This window comes from Xanthomonas sp. BRIP62418 (assembly GCF_003993495.1).
In the GTDB taxonomy this organism is placed as follows: domain Bacteria; phylum Pseudomonadota; class Gammaproteobacteria; order Xanthomonadales; family Xanthomonadaceae; genus Xanthomonas; species Xanthomonas euroxanthea.
Window position 1 is genome coordinate 1 of sequence record NZ_QEZG01000041.1, and the last position, 18,307, is coordinate 18,307.

Sequence of the window (18,307 nt, forward strand, 5' to 3'; positions counted from 1 at the left end):
CCCCCAACCCCCGCTCCGCGCCCCGGCCCGCGCTGGCGGCGCGGGCGCTCCAAGGCACGCGCGCCCATGGCGCGCAAACCGCGCCTTCTCGCCCCGGCGGGAGAGGGGCACCCTTGCTGTGTCGCCGGGCAGCGCGATCACCGACCGACTCTGGATTTTTGATGACCACCACCCCCTTCCCGCTCGAACCCACCGCCGTCGACGCACAGGCCGCCATCGCCGAGGAGTTCTCCTTCTTCGGCGACTGGTCCGAGCGCTACCAGTACCTGATCGACCTGGGCCGCAAGCTGCCCAGCTTCCCCGAACAGTGGAAGACCGAAGAACACCGCCTGCATGGCTGCCAGTCGATGGTGTGGATCGTGCCGGAGGGCAATGCCGAGCGGCTGGACTTCCACGCCGTCAGCGACTCGGCGATCGTGTCCGGGCTGATCTATCTGGCCTTGCGCGTGTACTCCGGGCGTAGCGCGCAGGAGATCCTGGCCACAGAGCCGGACTACATCGCCGGAATCGGGCTGGCCAAGCATCTGTCGCCGACCCGCAGTAACGGCGTGGCGGCCATGCTGGCCTTCATCCGCGACACCGCCCGCGCGCAGCAGTGAGTACGCCGACGCCCTCGCCCGCCGCCTCGCTGCGTACGCTGCTCGCCCACCCCGGCTTCGGCCTGGTGCTGCTGTATCGCGTGGCGGCGATGCTGTCGTACCAGATCGTCGCGGTCACGGTCGGCTGGCATATCTACGAGATCACCCGCAATCCGCTCTCGCTCGGCTTGATCGGCCTGGCGGAGATCCTGCCGTTCTTCTGCATCGCGCCGTTTGCCGGCTATCTGGTCGATCACCTGCCGCGCCGCCGCCTGGGCACGATCGCGGTGCTGGGCCTGGTCGCCACCGCGCTGCTGTTGCTGGCCATCACCCATGGCTGGCTGCCGGTGCAAGGCGTGTGGCCGATCTATGCAGCCATCGCGCTGACCGGTGCGGCACGCTCGTTCTTGTCGCCGGTCTATAACGCGCTGTTCGCACGTGCGCTGCCGCGCGAGGCCTTCGCCCGTGGCGCCAGCATCGGCAGCGTCACCTTCCAGGCCGGCATGGTGATCGGCCCGGCGCTGGGCGGCGTGCTGGTCGGCTGGGGCGGCAAGGGGCTGGCCTATGGCGTGGCCGCCAGCGTGGCGTTGGTGGCGATCCTGGCACTGGCGCTGTTGCGGGTCAGCGAGCCGGTCAACACAGGCCCGCGCGCGCCGATCTTCCGCAGCATCGCCGAAGGGGCGCAGTTCGTGCTGTCCAACCAGATCATGCTGGGCGCGATGGCGCTGGACATGTTCTCGGTGCTGCTGGGCGGCGCGGTGTCGATGCTGCCGGCCTTCATCCACGACATCCTGCATTACGGCCCGGAAGGCCTGGGCATCCTGCGCGGTGCCCCGGCGCTGGGGTCGATCGTGGTCGGGGTGTGGCTGGCCCGGCACCCGCTGCAACGCAATGCCGGGCGCATCCTGATGCTGTCGGTGGCCGGCTTCGGGCTGTGCACGATCGCATTCGGCCTGTCGCGGCACTTCTGGCTGTCGGCGGCGATCCTGCTGGTGTACGGCATGTGCGACGGCGTGTCGGTGGTGGTGCGCCAGACCATCCTGCAGCTGGCCACGCCCGATGCGATGCGCGGCCGGGTGTCGTCGATCAACGGCATCTTCATCGGCTCGTCCAACGAGCTGGGCGCGTTCTACGACGGGGTGATGGCGCGCCTGGTCGGCCTGGTGCCGGCGGTGGTGATCGGCGGCTGCGTGACCCTGGGCGTGGTCGCCACCACCGCGTGGAAGGCGCCCAAGCTGCGCAAGCTGGATCTGCGCGACCTGCAGTGAGCCCTGCAACGATGCGGTGCCGGTTGCCAATGCAGCCGGCACTGTTTCGCTGCGTATGCCGGGCCGGGCCGGGCACGGCACGCGCGTACATCGGGCCCACATCAGGCAAGCGACGCCCACCAAGCCGCCTGCCCTGCGTCGGGCATGTCGATGCATCGAACGCCATTGCGTGTGCGCGATGCGCACAAAAAACCCCGCACATGGCGGGGTTTTTCAGTCGACGGACAAGGCCTGGACCTTGTCGAACGATCAGTCGCCCTGCTGCTTCTGCAGGTGCTCCCAACGCTCCTGGGCGTCGATGGTGCGCTCGGCGGTCAGACGCGCTTCCAGGCGGTCGATGCCGATCTCTTCGCCGGTGTCCACGCAATAGCCGTAATCGCCGTCTTCCAGGCGCTTGAGCGTGCTGTCGATCTTGCCGATCAGCTTGCGGTGACGGTCGCGGGTGCGCAGCTCCAGCGAGTTCTCGGTCTCGCGCGTGGCACGCTCGGCTTCGTCGCCGATGTCGCGCACTTCTTCGCGCAGGTTTTCGATGGTCTGCTTGGACTCTTCGACCAGGTCGTTGCGCCAGCTCTGCAGCCGCTGACGGAAGTACTCCTGCTGCAGCTTGCTCATGTACTCCTCATCGGCTGCAGGCTTGTAGCCCTGCGGCAGGATCGGACGACCGGTGGCTTCATCGGTCTTGTACTCGACCACCTTGTACTTGGTCTTGGGGGTCGGGCTGGACGGCTTGGAGGTCACGGCCACGGCCACCTTGCCGACCGGACGGGTCGCGGCGGGCTTGGCGGGGGCTTCGGTTTTGGTTGGCGTTTTTGCTGAAGATTTCGAAACGGGCACGGGATTCTTAGGTGACGGGGTCGCAGGCTTTGCCGGCTTCGCAGGGACGGCCTTGGAGGCCGGTGCGGGCGCGGGCTTTTCAGCCTTGACCGGGACTGACTTGGCCGGAGCCGACTTGGTAGCCGGCTTCGGTGCGGACTTGGGCGCCACCGGCTTGGCGGCCGGTTTGGCGGCAGCCGGAGCTGCCTTGTTCGCCGCCGGCTTGGCAGCACTCTTGGCGACAGGAGATTTTACAGGTTTGGAGGCCGCGGGTTTGGACGCTGCGCTCTTGGAGACCGGCGCCGGCTTGGCCGTGGTCTTCGTCGCAGCTGCCTTCTTGGCGACAGGCGGCTTGGCGGGCGGTGTCGCCTGCTTGGCGGCCGGTTTTGCAGCGGCGGGCGCCGCTGCCTTCTTCGCAACGGGTCTGGCGGACTTCTTGGCGGCCTCTACGGCCTTTTTTGCAGGTTTTTTAGCAGCCACGAAACGCTCATCCTTGGTTCCCCCGGGGCCCGGGAAAGCGGGCCTTTATAGCTTACCCCACGGACCCCCGGCAACCACGTATTAATCCAAGTGGCATATCATTGGCAAGTGATCTCACGCCTGCTCATCGCGCTGCTGCGCTTCTACAAGCGGTTCATCAGCCCCTTGCTGGGGCCGCGCTGCCGTTTTGCGCCCAGTTGCTCGGAGTATGCGATGACCGCGATCGGCCGCTTCGGCCCACTGCGCGGTTGCTGGCTGGCCACGCGCCGGCTCGGCCGCTGCCATCCATTCCATCCGGGCGGGTTCGATCCCGTGCCCGACGCGCCTGCGTCTGCAGCCTCGCCCGTCTCCCCTTCCTGCAGTTGCAAAGGACCTCATCCATGAGCCGAACCCTCATCGTCAACGCCCGCCTGGTCAATGAAGGCAAGGAATTCGACGCCGATCTGCTGATCGACGCCGGCCGCATCGCGAAGATTGCCAGCAAGATCCCCCCGGCCGCCGGCGACACCGTGGTGGACGCCGCCGGACGTTGGGTGCTGCCGGGCATGATCGACGACCAGGTGCACTTCCGCGAGCCGGGCCTGACCCACAAGGGCGACATCGCGACCGAATCCGGCGCCGCGGTGGCCGGTGGCCTGACCAGCTTCATGGACATGCCCAACACCAATCCGCCGACCCTGGACGCGGCCGCACTGCAGGCCAAGTACGACGCTGCAGCCGGGCGCGCCTGGGCCAACTACGGCTTCTACATGGGCGCCAGCAACGACAACCTGGCTGCGATCCAGACCCTGGACCCGAAGACCGCGCCGGGCATCAAGGTGTTCATGGGCGCCTCCACTGGCAACATGCTGGTCGACAACCCCGAGACGCTGGACGCGATCTTCCGCGACGCACCGACGCCGATCATCACCCACTGCGAAGACACCCCGACCATCGATGCGACGCTGGCCCAGTACAAGGAGAAATACGGCGACGCGCTGACCCCGGAGATGCATCCGGACATCCGTTCGCGGCAGGCCTGCCTGAAGTCGTCGCAGCTGGCGGTGGCGCTGGCGCGCAGGCACAACACCCGCCTGCACGTGCTGCATATCTCCACTGCCGACGAGCTGGCGCTGTTCGAGGCCGGCCCGCTGGTCGATGCCGACGGCAAGCTGCGCAAGCGCATCACCGCCGAGACCTGCATCCACTTCTTGCGCTTTGACCGCAGCGATTACGCGCGGCTGGGCAACCTGATCAAGTGCAACCCCGCGATCAAGGACGCCGAGGACCGCGTGGCGCTGATCGAGGCGCTGGCCGAGGACGTCATCGACGTGCTCGCCACCGACCATGCGCCGCACACCTGGGAAGAGAAGCAGAAGCCTTACGCGCAGGCGCCCTCCGGCCTGCCGCTGGTGCAGTACGCGCTGGTCGCCGCGCTGGAACTGGTGCACGAGGGCAAGCTGCCGATCACCCGCATCGTGCAGAAGTTCGCGCATGCCCCGGCGCAGTTGTTCGATGTGGAAGAACGCGGCTTCCTGCGCGAAGGCTATTTCGCCGACCTGGTGATGATCGACAACACCCCGTTCACCGTGAAGCGCGAGCAGGTGCTGTCCAAGTGCGGTTGGTCGCCGTTCGAAGGCACCACGTTCCGCTCGCGCATCGCCGCGACCTGGGTCAACGGCCAGCAGGTGTGGGATGGCGAACAGTTGCTCGGCAGTGCCGCCGGCCAGCGCCTGACCTTCGACCGCTGATGCGCGCAGCCCTGCTTGGCGCCTGGCTTGCGCTGGCGCCGCTGTCGCTCGCCGTCGGCAGCGCCGCTGCGCAGTCCGCGGCGGCGGCGGACGTGGTGTTTCCGCAAAGCGCGTCGCAGGGCGCGCTGGTGATCGGCAAGGTGCCGGCGGGTAGCCAGGTGCAGTACGCCGGCCGCACGCTGCGCGTCAGCGGCTACGGCAGCGTGGTGTTCGGCATCGGCCGCGATGCCACCGGCCCGTTGCAGGTGCAGATCACCCGGCCCGATGGCAGCACGCAGACCGCCAGCATTACAGTGACGCCGCGCGACTGGCCGGTGGAACGCGTCAACGGCGTGCCGCCCAAGACCGTCAATCCGCCTGCGGCGATCGCCGAGCGGATCAAGCGCGAGCAGGCGCAGGTCACCGCCGCGCGCGATCGCGACGATGCCCGCCCCGATTTCGCGCAAGCCTTCATCTGGCCGGTGCAGGGCCGCATCAGCGGGCGCTTCGGCAATGCACGCGTCTACAACGGCCAGCCCGGTGCCGGCCATTCGGGCATGGATATCGCCGTGCCCACTGGCACGCCGGTCAAGGCGCCGGCCGCCGGCGTGGTGACCTTCGCCGCGCCGGACCTGTACCTGACCGGCGGCACCGTGCTGCTGGACCATGGCTTCGGGGTGAGCTCCAATTTCCTGCACCTGTCGCGCATCGACGTGAAGGTGGGCGACCGGGTGGAGCAAGGCCAGGTGATTGCCGCGGTCGGTGCCACCGGGCGCGCCACCGGGCCACACCTGCATTGGGGAATGAACTGGTTCGACGTGCGGATCGATCCGTTGCTGGTGCTGGAACGCAATCAATAGTCGGAGCGTCGGGATCCGAACAAGGCTGGCGCGTGGCGGCATGGTCGCTGCGCCCCACCCGCCGTGCTCGTGTTCGCCGCGGGCCTTTGGGGTATAACCGGAACGACCGTGGATCGTCGTCCCGCAGCAGCGGGCGGGCGGTCGCTGGCGGTCGGTCCCGCGTTTAGGCGCCGGACCGCTTCATCTCCCCTCCCCCGACCGCAGGAGATGTGCGACATGCGCAACGAGCAGCTCAAACCCACCCTGGGCACCTGGCAACTGTGGGGGATCGCCGTGGGCCTGGTGATTTCCGGCGAATATTTCGGCTGGAGCTATGGTTGGGGCACTGCCGGCACGCTGGGCTTTCTGGTGACCACGCTGCTGGTCGCGGTGATGTATACCTGCTTCATCTTCAGCTTCACCGAGCTGACCACCGCCATTCCCAATGCGGGCGGGCCGTTCGCCTACAGCCTGCGCGCGTTCGGCACCTATGGCGGCATGCTGGCGGGCCTGGCCACGCTGATCGAGTTCGTGTTCGCGCCGCCGGCCATTGCGATGGCCATCGGCGCCTATCTCAATGTGCAATTCCCGACCCTGGACCCGCGCATCGCCGCGATCGGTGCGTATGCGATCTTCATGGGCTTGAACATCGTCGGTGTGGCGATCGCCGCCACCTTCGAACTGATCGTGACCTTGCTGGCGGTGATCGAGCTGCTGGTGTTCATGGGCGTGGTGGCGCCGGGGTTCAGCGTTGCGCGCTTTGCCGCCAACGGCTGGGCCGGCAGCAACACGTTCGGCCCGGCGGCGATCTCCGGCATCTTCGCCGCGATCCCGTTCGCGATCTGGTTCTTTCTGGCGATCGAGGGTGCGGCGATGGCGGCCGAAGAAGCGAAGGAGCCGAAGCGTACGATTCCGCGTGCCTACATCGCCGGCATCCTCACCCTGGTGGTGCTGGCATTGGGCGTGATGGTGTTCGCGGGCGGGGTCGGCGACTGGCGTCAGCTCTCCAACATCAATGACCCGTTGCCGCAGGCGATGAAGGCGGTGGTCGGCAACAGTTCGACCTGGCTGCATATGCTGGTGTGGATCGGCCTGTTCGGCCTGGTGGCCAGCTTCCACGGCATCATCCTGGGCTATTCGCGCCAGTTCTTCGCGTTGGCGCGTGCCGGTTTCCTGCCGCACGGCCTGGCCAGGCTGTCGCGCTTTCGCACGCCGCATCGGGCGATCCTGGCCGGCGGCGCGATCGGCATCGCGGCGATCTGCAGCGACAGCGTGGTCAAGATCCAGGGCATGTCGCTGACCGCGGCGATGATCACCATGTCGGTGTTCGGCGCGATCGTGATGTATGTGATGAGCATGCTCAGCCTGTTCAAGCTGCGCCGAGCCGAACCCGGGCTGGAGCGCAGCTTTCGCGCGCCGGGCTATCCGGTGGTGCCGGCCATCGCGCTGCTGCTGGCGCTGGTGTGCCTGGTGGCGATGGTCTGGTTCAACCCGATCGTGGCGCTGATCTTCGTGGGCCTGCTGCTGTTCGGCGGGCTGTGCTGCGTGCTGAGCCTGCGCGGCCAGGCCACGCCGGCGGCCAGTGCCAGATGAGCGGGTTCGCGTTCAGCGCAGGCGGCGAGCGCTTCCGGTTTGCCGATCTCAAGACCCTGCTGGCCAAGGCCACGCCGCCGCGCTCGGGCGACCAACTGGCCGGGCTCGCCGCTGACTCCGGGCTGCAGCGGGTGGCGGCGCAGATGGCGCTGGCGGACCTGCCGCTGCGGCATTTCCTCGAGGAAGCGGTGGTGCCGTATGAAGCGGACGAGGTCACCCGCCTGATCGTCGACCAGCACGATGCGGCCGCGTTTGCCGCGGTGGCGCACCTCACCGTCGGCGGCTTTCGCGATTGGCTGCTGAGTGCGCAGGTCGACGAAGCGGCGCTGACCGCACTGGCACCCGGGCTGACGCCGGAGATGGTGGCAGCGGTCTCGAAGTTGATGCGCGTGCAGGACCTGGTCCTGGTCGCCCAGAAGACCCGCGTGGTCACGCGCTTTCGCAACACGCTGGGCTTGCGCGGGCGGCTGTCCACGCGCCTGCAGCCCAACCACCCCACCGACGATGCCACCGGCATCGCCGCCAGCGTGCTCGACGGCCTGTTGTACGGCAACGGCGATGCGGTGATCGGCATCAATCCTGCCAGCGACAGCCTGGCCGCCACCACCGCGTTGCTGCGCATGCTCGATGCGGTGATCAGCGGTTACCAGATCCCGACCCAGTCCTGCGTGCTGGCGCATATCACCACCACCATCGAGGCGATCAACCGCGGCGTGCCGGTGGACCTGGTGTTCCAGTCCATCGCCGGCACCGAGGCGGCCAATGCCAGCTTCGGCATCAATCTGGCGCTGTTGCAGGAAGGCCATGACGCCGGGGTGGCGTTGCGGCGCGGCAGCGTCGGCGACAACGTGATGTATTTCGAGACCGGCCAGGGCAGCGCGTTGTCGGCCAACGCGCATCATGGCGTCGATCAGCAGACCTGCGAGGTGCGCGCCTATGCGGTGGCACGGCAGTTCAAGCCGCTGCTGGTGAACACCGTGGTCGGCTTCATCGGCCCGGAGTATCTCTACGACGGCAAGCAGATCATCCGTGCCGGGCTGGAGGATCACTTCTGCGGCAAGCTGCTCGGCGTGCCGATGGGCTGCGACATCTGCTACACCAATCATGCCGAAGCCGATCAGGACGACATGGACGTGCTGCTGACCCTGCTCGGCACCGCCGGCATCAACTTCATCATGGGCATTCCCGGCTCGGACGATGTGATGCTCAACTACCAGACCACCTCGTTCCACGATGCGCTGTATGCGCGCCAGACGCTCGGCCTGCGCGCCGCGCCCGAGTTCGAACACTGGCTGGAACAGCAAGGCATCCTGCGGCTGCGCGATGGCCGCTTCGAACTCGGCAGCGAACTTCCCGCACCGTTCCGGCGTGCGCTGGAGCAGTTGCACACCGGCGGCGCGCAATGAGCGCCCCGCCCCCCCCACCACGCGATGCCTGGGCACACCTGCGCCGGCTCACACCGGCGCGCATCGCGCTGGGACGCGTCGGCACCAGCCTGCCGACCGCCGCGCACCTGGATTTCCAGCTGGCGCATGCGCAGGCACGCGATGCGGTGCATCTGGCGTTCGATCCACAGCCACTGCAGACAGCGCTGAAACAGCGTGGGCGCGACAGCATTCTGCTGCACAGCGCGGCGGTGGATCGGCATGCCTACCTGCAACGTCCGGATCTGGGCCGGCGCCTGGGCGAGGAGGCGGCCGCGCATCTGCGTGGCCTGACCGCCGTACATGGCGGCGGACACGATGTGGCTGTCGTGGTCGCCGATGGACTCTCTGCACTGGCCGTGCATCGGCATGCAGCGCAGATGGTGGAGCATATCGACGCCCTGGCCGCGCACGAAGGCTGGTCGCTGGCGCCGGTGGTGTTGGTCGCGCAAGGCCGCGTCGCCATCGGCGACGAGGTCGGCGAACTGCTCAAGGCCCGCCTGGTGATCGTGTTGATCGGCGAACGACCAGGCCTGAGCTCGCCCGACAGCCTGGGCCTGTATCTGACCTACACCCCGCGGGTGGGCCTGACCGACGCGGCGCGCAACTGCATCTCCAACATCCGCACCGAAGGGCTGAGCTACGCCGATGCCACCCACAAGCTCGGGTATCTGCTGCGCGAATCGTTCCGACGCAAGCTGTCCGGCGTGCAACTCAAGGACGAGGCCGAGCAACCGGCGCTGCCGTCGGCCGGCCTGCCCGACGCCGCACCACGGACGTTTCTACTTCCCGATGGTTTGCCGCAGGATGTCGAACGTAGTCGACGTTAGCCGATCTACTTGAGTGCGCCATCCTGCGGATCGCTGGCCGCGTAGGTGCTGGTCGGCAATTCATTGTCGTGTGGGTGACGCAAGGCATTGCGTACCTCTTCCGGCAGTTGCTCGACATCCAGCATCACCTTGCCGGAATGCACATCGCGCACCACCGTCGCCGGCAGCACGAAGTCGCCACCGTTTTCGATATTGACGACGAGCTCGGCGCCATCCTTGCGAATCTCGCGAATTGCACCGACGCCGACTTCGCCGTCGCGCAAAAACACCATCTGGCCGATTTCGATCTGTTGCATCTCGCTTCTCCTGTGGAAGGCGCACGGCACATGGACGCGTGGCGCCTTTGGCGTTCCTGCATGCAGTCAGCCGCTGGTGCCGATCAAGCCTCACAACCGGGCCGGAACCTGCGCAAGCGACAGCACGTGAATGAAGACGATGCAGGCGCCATCGCGAAGATCGCGCCTGCATCGTTCAGGCCTTAGCGCAGCGGAACGTCCGCCACCTTGTCCTGGTAATCCTTCTTCGGGTCGACGCCGAACAGCACCTTGATGCCGGCCAGCAGACTGGAACCGTTGAGCCAGATCTGCGCGTGATCGGTATCCAGGCGCAGCAGCGCCAGCTTGGGATCGTCCTTGCCGCCTTCATACCAGGCCGCGACATGCGGGTTCCACAGACGTTCGACCACGGCCGGGTCGGTATCCTCGCGCAACGAGCCGCTGATGCTGGCGAACAGGTCGTGCCCCTTGCTGCTGAAGGCACCGATGACGCGGCGGCCCTGCCCCAGCATGGCAATCAGCGCATTGTCCTTGGAGGTGAAGAACCAGATCGGGCCACCGCTATCGCCTTCGATCTGCGCCGTCATCGGGCGTGCATGCCCATCTTCCACGCCATCCAGGCCCAGCATCACGGTGCGATCGGACTTCAGGGCTTTCCAGAATTTTTCCTGCAGCTCTTTGGGATCTGCCATCTCGGTGTCTCACATGCGCGTATCTACGCGGGTGGTTCAGTCTGGAAGTCTCCCTGCCCACGGCATGTGACGATGCGCACTCCCGCCTGCACACGGCGGCAACGCGATCGGCCCCTCTGCAATGGTGCACCTGCATAAATGGCGACCGCCCATGCTGCGTGTTTGCGACGCTGTCACCTTGCAGAGCGTGATGCCAGCAAAGCCCTCGAACATTGCGCCTCGACGCCGGGCAGCTGTAGCAACCATGTCAGTAAGCTCGCCTGCAAGGCCGCCCGGCATTGGGGCTTGCTCCGCACGCCAACGGTTGGGGATAGCGCGTAGGGACCCGACGCCTGCTGCCACGACGCTGATTGAGCTTCATCCCGGCGCTCGCTGCAGCCATGCTGCTCAATGAGCCAGGCAAGAAGCGGGCGCTTATGCGCCGGGTCTACAGCTTTTTTGCGATCAGATCCTTCAACGCATGGTTTTCCATTGCCCAACTCGGCATACATCCGCTTGCGCTTGGCGTGCTCGGCTTCAACATCACGCAGCCGCTGCACGTCGGAGGCTTCCGTGCCGCCGTACCTGGACTTCCAGACGTAGTACGTCGCATCGGAAATACCCGGCTCACGGCACACATCCTTGACCTGCTCGCAAGGCAGGAAACATCATGTGGTTCATGAATAAAAAAAACCTCAGTGACGAGCAGGCGACCGCGCTCAGTGAGCAGGCGTGGGCGGCGTTTCGCGAGCAGGATCTGGACACCGCGCTGGAGTCCTTCCAGACCCTTGCCAAGGCGTGCCCCGCCGACCCGCGCTGGATGAACGGCGTTGGCGCGGTGAGCCTGGCGCGTGAAGATCACGCCGACGCTCATCGACACTTCCAGATGGCCGCCGAGCACGATTATCCCGGCGGCCACTACAACCTCGGCATCTTGGCCTATCAGGACGGTGATCACGACGCCGCCCGCCACCACTTCCAAAGGGCCGCCGAGCACGATTATCCGGGCAGCCACTACAACCTCGGCAGCATGGCCTTCCAGGAGGGTGATCACGACGCCGCCCGCCAATACTTCCGGAAAGCCGCCGCGTACGATTGCCCCCGCAGCCACTTCTACCTCGGCAGCATGGCCTATCAGGACGGCGATCACGACGCCGCCGTCGAGCACCTCGACAACGCCGTGCGCCACGATCATGCGGAGGCGCTGAACCTGCTTGGCGACGTCCATCTGCACGCCAAGCGCTACCCGCAGGCCGAGCAGGCCTATCGGCGCGCTGCCGAGCTGGGGAATGTCGACGGCTACAACAATCTCGGCCTGCTGTACCTGCAGCTCGAGGACTACCAGCAGGCCAGGCAGGCATTGTTGCAGGCGCTGGAATCCGATCACGTCTACGCCCAGCACAATCTGGCGGTGGCCTACCACCGCCTGGGCGAACTCGAGGCGGCCGAGCGCTGGTATCTGATTTCCTTCTCCAAGCACGGCAACCTGCAGTCGCTGGAGAACCTTGGCCACGTGTATGGCGAAAGTGGGCGTGAAGTCGAGGGCCGGGCGCTAGTCGACGCCTCCGACAAGCTCTACGAAAATCAGCCTCTCAACGATTACGAGCAGGCGTTGATCGATCGTTTGCTGATCTGAATCGCGATGACCTTGCGGAGAATCCTCAACGGCTCTTGAGAGAGGCGCTGGGTAATGCAGCCATACAGGGTGATCTGGGCCTGCCGCCCGATCTGCAGATTAGCGGGATTGCCCCGCTGGCCCACGATCTGTCGACACATCCGGCGAAGTACGCGATGCGCCACCGTATCCCGTACGCCAGCATCGCCACCCAGCGCACCAAGCTGGCGCCGAAGTTGGCCGTGCATGTGGGCGGCTGCGTCCGCGCCGCCGGCCTGATGTAGGACAGCGCAGATCGGCGGATAGCGCCTCAAGGACCTTTTTTATGTCCTTTCCTTGCCGCAAGGACTAATACAAGATATCAATTACAGCGACTTTTGGCGGCTTATCCTCACTATATTTAACAATGACTTTAATGCCTTTCTTTAATTTATGAATGTCATTTGGCCTTACCAACCCTTTCGCAGTATGTAGATTCCGTTTTCCAGCAATATTAAGTGATACCTTGAAATCATAGAAGAATTCATCACCATGCTTGGTGTCTGTTGGCGACCAGCTTTTAGGCTCGGTAGTCATTATTTCACCATGCCATTCCCCCTTGGTCTTCCAGTTTCTTATATCCACCAACTCGTTTTTATCAGGCTTGAAGATTGAAAACATCACGAACAAACCAATGGCAGTCATTAAAATGCCGACGATAAATGGTGTTTCAGTTAAAAAATGCATTTTCACCTTCATATAAATAAATGTATCGCACCGACCTAGGGCGCGCCTGGGACGAGGGCGTCGGCAGCAGCCTGTCCGCCTACGTCAACGGTAGCTCGCCCAATGGCCAGGTCACGGTGCGCAATTCCAGCCTGGGCAGCCACATCCGCAAGACCGCACCATGCAATGCATCCACCGTCAGCCGCCCATACTGCAGCAGCACCCGTGTCAATTCAGCCAACCGTTGCTACGGATACGGCAATAGCGGTGCCGGCAGCGCGGACCGACGGCTGCCACACCAGGTCATCCGCGTCGCCGGATCGCAGCGCGTAGACGTTGCCACCCTCGCCTGTCGGCAAGCCGTGTGATGCGGTACGCCGACAGGCGTTGTCTTTCCTGCGATTGCGGAACCTTCGCCACGTCGTTGATCGTGCACTGACGGAACCGCCGATCCGCGCGCTCAGTCCGCGCCGCTGGCAGCACGCCAGCTATGCCACAGCTGCTGCACCGGCGGTGGATACGCTGCCTTGCCGGCAAGCTCGCGCTGCAGGCGCAAGCGGGCCAGCCGCGACCATACCCGATGCGGGCGCGCCAACGCCGCTTTGCGCGGCCAGGCGCGCAGCAACTGCGTGCGCCATGCGGCGAGCGTCATGTCACCGGGCGCGGCGCTGTCGCCGGCCACCCGCTGGCGGGCGTCCAGCCATTGCAGCGCCACCGCAGCGGCATCGCCAGGATGGGTGCGCGCAAATAGCGCGGCTTCCACGGCGACCACGGCCTCGGCGAAGGCCCGCAATCTCGCCAACGCCTGCTGCAGCGATTGCGGCTGCGCCCGCGCGTCCTGCATGGCCGGCAAGGCATCGGCCAGTTGCGCCCATGGCGCAGGCACCGGCTCCAGCACACGCCCCAGCGGATGGCGCGAGCGCTGCTGCGACCAATCGCGCAACTCCTGCTGCCACCATGCCAGCTTGGCGTCGGCCGGCAACGGGTCGCCGGCGATGTTCATGATGTCTTCCCATTCCTGCAGCAGCGCAAACCAGGCCGCCGTGAGGCGTCGCTGCGGCTCGGGAATGAATGGCTCGGCAACCGACCACTCCGGCCAGCGGGTGCGCCACTTGTCGAGAAAACTGTCGAGAGCGCTGGATTGGCTCATGGCGGGTCCAGAAGAAAACGAAAGAGGATCAGATCTGCGGCCACGCCACGGCGTCCCACAGTGCCTGCGGCTGCGCCACGAGCACGTCGGCCTGCCAGCGCGATGGCTCGTCGTCGTGCAGCCGATAGCCCCACAACACCGCCACCGACGGCATCGCCGCCGCGCGCGCGGCCAGAATGTCGCGCTCGTCGTCGCCGACGTAGACGCACTGCGCCGGCGCAACGCCGATGCGCTCGGCCGCTGCCAGCAAGGGCAACGGGTGCGGCTTGCGCTCGGCCAGCGTATCGCCGCCGATCAGCACCGCGCAGCGCCGCTCCCACCCCAGCTGCGGCAGGATCAGCCGGGCCAGATATTCGGGCTTGTTGGTGACCACGCCCCAGATGCAACCGGCGCGCTCCAGCCGCAGCAGCAGTTCGTCGACACCGTCGAACAGCTGCGACTGCGTGCCGATCAAGCCTTCGTAACGACGCAGGAATTCCGGTACCAGCGCATCGCGCTCGACCGCATCGCGTTCGGGAAACGCCGCTGCCAGCATCGCGCGCGCGCCCTTGGACACCACCGGACGCAACTGCGCCAACGCCATCGGCGCGCGCCCACGTTCCTCCAGCATCGCATTGACGGTCGCCAGCATGTCCGGCGCACTATCCAGCAAGGTGCCATCCAGATCGAACAACACCGCACGCGGAAACCTCATCGCCGCCCCGCCGCTCTGCGCTTGCCTGCCGTCATCGGTAGCTTGCGATTCGGCCGACATCAAACACGCACGTGCCGTTGCGAATCCCGAATCTCCACTGCCCAATCCCCGCTCGTCACGGCTTCACCGCATAGGCCAGGTAATTGACCTCGGTGCGCGACGACAGGCGCGCGCGATTGCGCCACGGCTCGTACAGCATGCCGCTGACGTCTGCCAGCTGCAGCTCGGCGCTGCGCAACCAGGCCGCAAGTTCTGCCGGCTTTATGAAATCCTTGTAGTGATGCGTGCCCCTGGGCAGCAGCCGCGCGATGTACTCGGCGCCGACCACCGCCAGCGCGAACGCGGCCGGGGTGCGATTGAGCGTGGACAGGAACAGCTTGCCGCCGGGCTTGAGCAGGCTGGCGCAGGCGCGGATGATCGCGGTCGGGTCCGGCACGTGCTCGAGCATCTCCATGCAGGTCACCGCATCGAAACTGCCCGGCTGTTCGGCGGCCAGGTCTTCCACCGACTGCACGCGGTAATCCACCTGCACGCCCGATTCCAGGCTATGCAGGCGCGCCACCTTGACCAGCTCCGGCGCCAGATCGATCGCCGTGACCTGCGCGCCCAAGCGCGCCATCGACTCGCTGAGCAGGCCGCCGCCGCAGCCGACATCGAGCACGCGCGCACCGGCCAGGCCCAGCCGTGCGGACACATAGTCCAGGCGCACCGGATTGAGCGCATGCAGCGGCTTCTGCGGGCCGTCGGCATCCCACCAGCGGTTGGCCAATGCCGCGAACTTGTCCAGCTCGCTCTGATGGAAGTTGCTGGACGTGGATTGGGTATTCGGATTCATGCGGAGCTCCGTGATGGGATGACGCGCGCTCAGGCGCGGACGGTGCGGATGCGCTCGCGCCACTGCCGCGCATTGGCGACCAGGGCAGCGGCATCCATGTCGATGAGCTCGCGCTGCACCAGCTTGGGCTTGCCGGCGATCCACACATCGGTGACCTGGTGACGGCCGGCGGCGTAGATCAGTTGCGACAGCACATGATGCAGCGGCTGGGTCTCCAGTGCAGACAAGTCGACGCAGACCAGATCGGCCTGCTTGCCGATTTCGATCGAGCCGATCCTGTCGCCGAAGCCCAATGCACGCGCGCCGCCCAGCGTGGCCGCGCGCAGCGTGGTGGCAGCATCCAATGCGGTCGCATCGTTGGCCACTGCCTTGGCCAGGATCGCTGCGGTACGGTTCTCGCTGAACATGTCCAGGTCGTTGTTGCTGGCGCAGCCGTCGGTGCCGATGGCCAGATTCACGCCGGCACGTTGCAGCGCGCAGGCCGGGCAAAAGCCCGAGGCAAGCTTGAGGTTGGACTCCGGACAGTGCACCACGCTGACACCGCGCTCGGCGCACAGATGGATTTCCGCGTCGGTGAGCTGGGTCATGTGGACAGCGATCAGGCGGTCGTTGACCAGCCCCAGGCGGTCCAGGCGTGCCAGCGGCCGCTGCCCGTACTGCGCAATCGAATCGGCCACTTCCTGCGCGGTTTCGTGCGTATGCAGATGCACCGGCAGATCCAGCTGGTCGGCCAGCATGCGCACGCGTTCGAAGTTGGCGTCGTTGACCGTGTACGGCGCATGCGGCGCGAACGCGGTGCTGATCAGCGGATCGTCGCGCCACTGGTCGTGCAGCTCGCCGGCCCGTGCGAAGTATTCGTCGTCCGACGATGCCCAGGCGGTGGGGAAATCGATGATCACCGCGCCGACCAGCGCGCGGAAGCCGTGCTGCTTGTAGACGGCCGCCTGCACATCGGCGAAGAAGTAGTTCTCGTTGACGCAGGTGGTCCCGCCACGCAGCATTTCGGCGATCGCCAGCGTGGTGCCGTCAGCCACGAATTCCGGCCCGATCACCGCCGCCTCCACCGGCCAGATGTGCTGCTGCAGCCACACCATCAGCGGCAGATCGTCGGCCACGCCGCGCAGCAGCGTCATCGGGTTGTGGGTATGCGCGTTGACCAGGCCCGGGATCAAGGCTGCCTCCGGACGCGAGACGGTCCGGGTCGGCGCAAATCGCAGGCGCGCCTCGGCGGTCGGCAGGATCGCCACGATGACGCCGTTGTGCACCGCCACCGCGTGATCGTCGAGCACCACCGCATGCGGCTCGATCGGCACCACGTAACCGGCTTCGATCAACAGGTCGCACACTTCGGGAGGGGCATTGGTCATGAGCGGATCCATAAAAGGTTAGTTATCGAACGGCCAGCGGGAATCGTCATTGGCCACCGGCACATAGCGCTGGCCGTTGTAGTGCAGCACCTGGCGCACGCGACGGGTGCGTTCGGTATCGGTGTCGCTGCCAGCGGCGCTCTCCACGGTAGACACATTGGCTGTCAGCACGATGTCCGCATAGCCGGCATGTCCCTGCGGCGCCATGCTCACGCTCAGATTGGCGACGTCGGTGATCACATCGCCCTTCCCCAGACTGCACGGCTCGCCTCTCACACGTCGCCATGCATAGAGATCGCGCTGCAGCACCGGGCGCAGGCTGCGCCCCTCGCGCACCAGCAGGGTCAACGCCTGATTGCTGTAAAAATCCGGGCAGCTGGGCCCGCGCGCAGCACTCCGCACCACCACGCCGATCGCGCGCACGCCCTTGGCCAGGTCGTAACGCGCGGTATCCAGCCGCAGGCTGTCGGCAGCGAGTTCGAAGGCGGCGTCCTCGCCCATTGCCTGCGCGTAGAACGCCAGCACCTTGCCGCTGGCGGCATCGAGCATGGCCACGCGCAACTCAAGGTCGCGCTCGCCAGGCACGGCCTCCGCGTCGCCAGCAAATGCGAGTGCCGCCAGCCGGATCGCCGGGTCGTTCGGCCACGGCTTGCAGGCCTGGGCCACCAGACGGTCGACCGGCAGCGTGGCGGCAGCGCCGCCGACGACGCCGGACGTTGCAATGGCCGCAACGGCAGCCACGTCACCGGCGTCGCACGTTGCGGCCGCCGATTGCGCCAACGCCGGGCACCCAAGCAGCGCAGCCCACAGCCCCAACCCGACACTGGCACCGCGTACCGCTAGCTCAGGCCAGTGTCCCGGACGCATCGTCTTACTTGACGCGCGCCGAATATTCGCCCGAACGAGTGTCGACCTTGATGATCTCGTCCTGGTTGACGAACAACGGCACGCGTACCACTGCGCCGGTTTCCAGCGTGGCCGGCTTGCCGCCGCCGCCGGAGGTGTCGCCGCGCACGCCCGGGTCGGTCTCGGTGATCTTGAGCTCGACGAAGTTCGGCGGCTGCACCCAGATCGGGGTGCCGTTCCACAAGGTCACGATGCAGTCTTCCTCGCCCTTGAGCCACTTGTCGGCGCCGCCCATGCCGGCCTTGTCGGTCTGCACCTGCTCGAAGGTTTCCGGGTCCATGAAGTGCCAGTACTCGCCATCGCTGTACAGGTAACGCATGTCGGTATCGACCACGTCGGCCACTTCCACGTCGTCGGTCGCCTTCATGGTCATTTCGACCACGCGCCCGGACTTGATGAAGCGGTACTTCATGCGGGTGAAGGCCTGGCCCTTGCCCGGCTTGACGTATTCGGTTTCGGTGATGACCGCCGGCTCGTTGTTGACCAGGATCTTCATGCCGTTCTTGACGTCGTTCATGCCAACAGTGGCCATGGTGCAGCTCCTCGATAAGACCA

20 protein-coding genes and 2 pseudogenes are annotated in these 18,307 nt (G+C 66.0%); 11 read left to right on the top strand and 11 right to left on the bottom strand.

Annotated features, from left to right (window positions below):
- The first annotated feature begins 161 nt into the window (after positions 1-161).
- Together EO174_RS14755 and EO174_RS14760 are read left to right on the top strand one after the other, a co-directional pair.
- On the top strand, positions 162-599 hold the full coding sequence (locus EO174_RS14755) for a SufE family protein (RefSeq protein WP_016903219.1): 438 nt from the start codon (positions 162-164) through the stop codon (positions 597-599).
- A complete protein-coding gene (locus EO174_RS14760) occupies positions 596-1,846 on the top strand; it encodes an MFS transporter (protein WP_104649019.1) in 1,251 nt (416 codons plus the stop codon). Before EO174_RS14755 ends, EO174_RS14760 begins: the two co-directional genes overlap by 4 nt.
- 249 nt (positions 1,847-2,095) lie before the next feature.
- Here the strand turns inward: EO174_RS14760 and dksA are convergent, their stop codons facing one another.
- Positions 2,096-3,139: an RNA polymerase-binding protein DksA gene (gene dksA / locus EO174_RS23415; protein ID WP_126945386.1), complete on the bottom strand. Its 1,044-nt coding sequence runs from the start codon at positions 3,137-3,139 to the stop codon at positions 2,096-2,098.
- A 90-nt stretch (positions 3,140-3,229) separates the two neighbouring features.
- On the opposite strand from dksA, the gene yidD reads away from it, so the two are divergent.
- The 6 genes from yidD (at position 3,230) to eutC (ending at position 9,534) form a co-directional block, all read left to right on the top strand.
- A complete protein-coding gene (gene yidD / locus EO174_RS14770; RefSeq protein WP_104586168.1) occupies positions 3,230-3,523 on the top strand; it encodes a membrane protein insertion efficiency factor YidD in 294 nt (97 codons plus the stop codon).
- Positions 3,520-4,869, top strand: coding sequence for a dihydroorotase (locus tag EO174_RS14775; protein WP_115676899.1), 1,350 nt, complete (start codon positions 3,520-3,522; stop codon positions 4,867-4,869). Before yidD ends, EO174_RS14775 begins: the two co-directional genes overlap by 4 nt.
- Positions 4,869-5,708, top strand: coding sequence for a M23 family metallopeptidase (locus EO174_RS14780; RefSeq protein ID WP_164740219.1), 840 nt, complete (start codon positions 4,869-4,871; stop codon positions 5,706-5,708). The genes EO174_RS14775 and EO174_RS14780 overlap by 1 nt, the downstream gene beginning before the upstream one ends.
- A gap of 207 nt (positions 5,709-5,915) precedes the next feature.
- Positions 5,916-7,280: an ethanolamine permease gene (eat, locus tag EO174_RS14785; protein WP_115676897.1), complete on the top strand. Its 1,365-nt coding sequence runs from the start codon at positions 5,916-5,918 to the stop codon at positions 7,278-7,280.
- Complete coding sequence (locus tag EO174_RS14790) at positions 7,277-8,686, top strand: ethanolamine ammonia-lyase subunit EutB (protein ID WP_126945392.1); 1,410 nt, start codon at positions 7,277-7,279, stop codon at positions 8,684-8,686. Before eat ends, EO174_RS14790 begins: the two co-directional genes overlap by 4 nt.
- A complete protein-coding gene (eutC, locus tag EO174_RS14795; protein ID WP_126945395.1) occupies positions 8,683-9,534 on the top strand; it encodes an ethanolamine ammonia-lyase subunit EutC in 852 nt (283 codons plus the stop codon). The genes EO174_RS14790 and eutC overlap by 4 nt, the downstream gene beginning before the upstream one ends.
- 5 nt (positions 9,535-9,539) lie before the next feature.
- Here eutC and EO174_RS14800 read toward each other — a convergent pair whose 3' ends face one another.
- From EO174_RS14800 to EO174_RS14810, 3 genes and pseudogenes are all read right to left on the bottom strand, one after another.
- Entirely contained in the window at positions 9,540-9,830 is a 291-nt protein-coding gene (locus tag EO174_RS14800; RefSeq protein ID WP_024940408.1) for a hypothetical protein, read from the bottom strand.
- Between the two features lie 182 nt (positions 9,831-10,012).
- Positions 10,013-10,501, bottom strand: a complete 489-nt coding sequence (locus EO174_RS14805) for a pyridoxamine 5'-phosphate oxidase family protein (protein WP_024940409.1) — start codon at positions 10,499-10,501, stop codon at positions 10,013-10,015.
- Positions 10,502-10,772: 271 nt separating this feature from the next.
- A pseudogene (locus EO174_RS14810) lies at positions 10,773-11,130 on the bottom strand (transposase); the annotation flags it as partial.
- Positions 11,131-11,150: 20 nt separating this feature from the next.
- Between EO174_RS14810 and EO174_RS14815 the strand changes: the two are divergent.
- A complete protein-coding gene (locus EO174_RS14815) occupies positions 11,151-12,116 on the top strand; it encodes a tetratricopeptide repeat protein (RefSeq protein WP_126945398.1) in 966 nt (321 codons plus the stop codon).
- A gap of 35 nt (positions 12,117-12,151) precedes the next feature.
- Entirely contained in the window at positions 12,152-12,379 is a 228-nt protein-coding gene (locus EO174_RS14820) for a hypothetical protein (protein WP_126945401.1), read from the top strand.
- Between the two features lie 64 nt (positions 12,380-12,443).
- Here EO174_RS14820 and EO174_RS14825 read toward each other — a convergent pair whose 3' ends face one another.
- Positions 12,444-12,833 (bottom strand): hypothetical protein, encoded by a 390-nt coding sequence (locus EO174_RS14825; protein WP_206515075.1) that lies wholly within the window; start codon positions 12,831-12,833, stop codon positions 12,444-12,446.
- Between the two features lie 23 nt (positions 12,834-12,856).
- Between EO174_RS14825 and EO174_RS14830 the strand changes: the two are divergent.
- Positions 12,857-13,084 (top strand): annotated as a pseudogene (locus EO174_RS14830) (acyl-CoA thioesterase); the annotation flags it as partial.
- 176 nt (positions 13,085-13,260) lie between these two features.
- Here EO174_RS14830 and EO174_RS14835 read toward each other — a convergent pair.
- The 6 genes from EO174_RS14835 to efp all read right to left on the bottom strand — a co-directional run bounded on the left by EO174_RS14835 (position 13,261) and on the right by efp (position 18,284).
- Positions 13,261-13,950 (bottom strand): phytoene/squalene synthase family protein, encoded by a 690-nt coding sequence (locus EO174_RS14835; RefSeq protein WP_126945407.1) that lies wholly within the window; start codon positions 13,948-13,950, stop codon positions 13,261-13,263.
- A 28-nt stretch (positions 13,951-13,978) separates the two neighbouring features.
- On the bottom strand, positions 13,979-14,644 hold the full coding sequence (locus tag EO174_RS14840; protein ID WP_104586176.1) for a phosphoglycolate phosphatase: 666 nt from the start codon (positions 14,642-14,644) through the stop codon (positions 13,979-13,981).
- Between the two features lie 115 nt (positions 14,645-14,759).
- Positions 14,760-15,479, bottom strand: coding sequence for a bifunctional 2-polyprenyl-6-hydroxyphenol methylase/3-demethylubiquinol 3-O-methyltransferase UbiG (gene ubiG, locus EO174_RS14845; RefSeq protein WP_104586175.1), 720 nt, complete (start codon positions 15,477-15,479; stop codon positions 14,760-14,762).
- Positions 15,480-15,508: 29 nt separating this feature from the next.
- Positions 15,509-16,846: a TRZ/ATZ family hydrolase gene (locus tag EO174_RS14850; protein ID WP_164740220.1), complete on the bottom strand. Its 1,338-nt coding sequence runs from the start codon at positions 16,844-16,846 to the stop codon at positions 15,509-15,511.
- 18 nt (positions 16,847-16,864) lie between these two features.
- On the bottom strand, positions 16,865-17,713 hold the full coding sequence (locus EO174_RS14855) for a hypothetical protein (protein ID WP_126945413.1): 849 nt from the start codon (positions 17,711-17,713) through the stop codon (positions 16,865-16,867).
- 4 nt (positions 17,714-17,717) lie between these two features.
- Positions 17,718-18,284 carry an elongation factor P gene (gene efp / locus EO174_RS14860; RefSeq protein ID WP_007962665.1) on the bottom strand — a complete coding sequence of 189 codons (567 nt, stop codon included), beginning with the start codon at positions 18,282-18,284 and terminating at the stop codon, positions 17,718-17,720.
- Positions 18,285-18,307: the final 23 nt, after the last annotated feature.

What these genes read in the sequence shown, in the direction of transcription:
- EO174_RS14755 (WP_016903219.1), top strand. Translation starts at nt 162, where the DNA reads ATGACCACCACCCCCTTCCCGCTCGAACCCACCGCCGTCGACGCACAG.
- EO174_RS14775 (WP_115676899.1), top strand. Translation starts at nt 3,520, where the DNA reads ATGAGCCGAACCCTCATCGTCAACGCCCGCCTGGTCAATGAAGGCAAG.
- EO174_RS14780 (WP_164740219.1), top strand. Translation starts at nt 4,869, where the DNA reads ATGCGCGCAGCCCTGCTTGGCGCCTGGCTTGCGCTGGCGCCGCTGTCG.
- eat (WP_115676897.1), top strand. Translation starts at nt 5,916, where the DNA reads ATGTGCGACATGCGCAACGAGCAGCTCAAACCCACCCTGGGCACCTGG.
- EO174_RS14790 (WP_126945392.1), top strand. Translation starts at nt 7,277, where the DNA reads ATGAGCGGGTTCGCGTTCAGCGCAGGCGGCGAGCGCTTCCGGTTTGCC.
- eutC (WP_126945395.1), top strand. Translation starts at nt 8,683, where the DNA reads ATGAGCGCCCCGCCCCCCCCACCACGCGATGCCTGGGCACACCTGCGC.
- EO174_RS14800 (WP_024940408.1), bottom strand. Translation starts at nt 9,830, where the DNA reads ATGCAACAGATCGAAATCGGCCAGATGGTGTTTTTGCGCGACGGCGAA.
- EO174_RS14805 (WP_024940409.1), bottom strand. Translation starts at nt 10,501, where the DNA reads ATGGCAGATCCCAAAGAGCTGCAGGAAAAATTCTGGAAAGCCCTGAAG.
- EO174_RS14815 (WP_126945398.1), top strand. Translation starts at nt 11,151, where the DNA reads ATGTGGTTCATGAATAAAAAAAACCTCAGTGACGAGCAGGCGACCGCG.
- EO174_RS14825 (WP_206515075.1), bottom strand. Translation starts at nt 12,833, where the DNA reads ATGAAGGTGAAAATGCATTTTTTAACTGAAACACCATTTATCGTCGGC.
- EO174_RS14835 (WP_126945407.1), bottom strand. Translation starts at nt 13,950, where the DNA reads ATGAGCCAATCCAGCGCTCTCGACAGTTTTCTCGACAAGTGGCGCACC.
- EO174_RS14840 (WP_104586176.1), bottom strand. Translation starts at nt 14,644, where the DNA reads ATGAGGTTTCCGCGTGCGGTGTTGTTCGATCTGGATGGCACCTTGCTG.
- ubiG (WP_104586175.1), bottom strand. Translation starts at nt 15,479, where the DNA reads ATGAATCCGAATACCCAATCCACGTCCAGCAACTTCCATCAGAGCGAG.
- EO174_RS14850 (WP_164740220.1), bottom strand. Translation starts at nt 16,846, where the DNA reads ATGACCAATGCCCCTCCCGAAGTGTGCGACCTGTTGATCGAAGCCGGT.
- EO174_RS14855 (WP_126945413.1), bottom strand. Translation starts at nt 17,713, where the DNA reads ATGCGTCCGGGACACTGGCCTGAGCTAGCGGTACGCGGTGCCAGTGTC.
- efp (WP_007962665.1), bottom strand. Translation starts at nt 18,284, where the DNA reads ATGGCCACTGTTGGCATGAACGACGTCAAGAACGGCATGAAGATCCTG.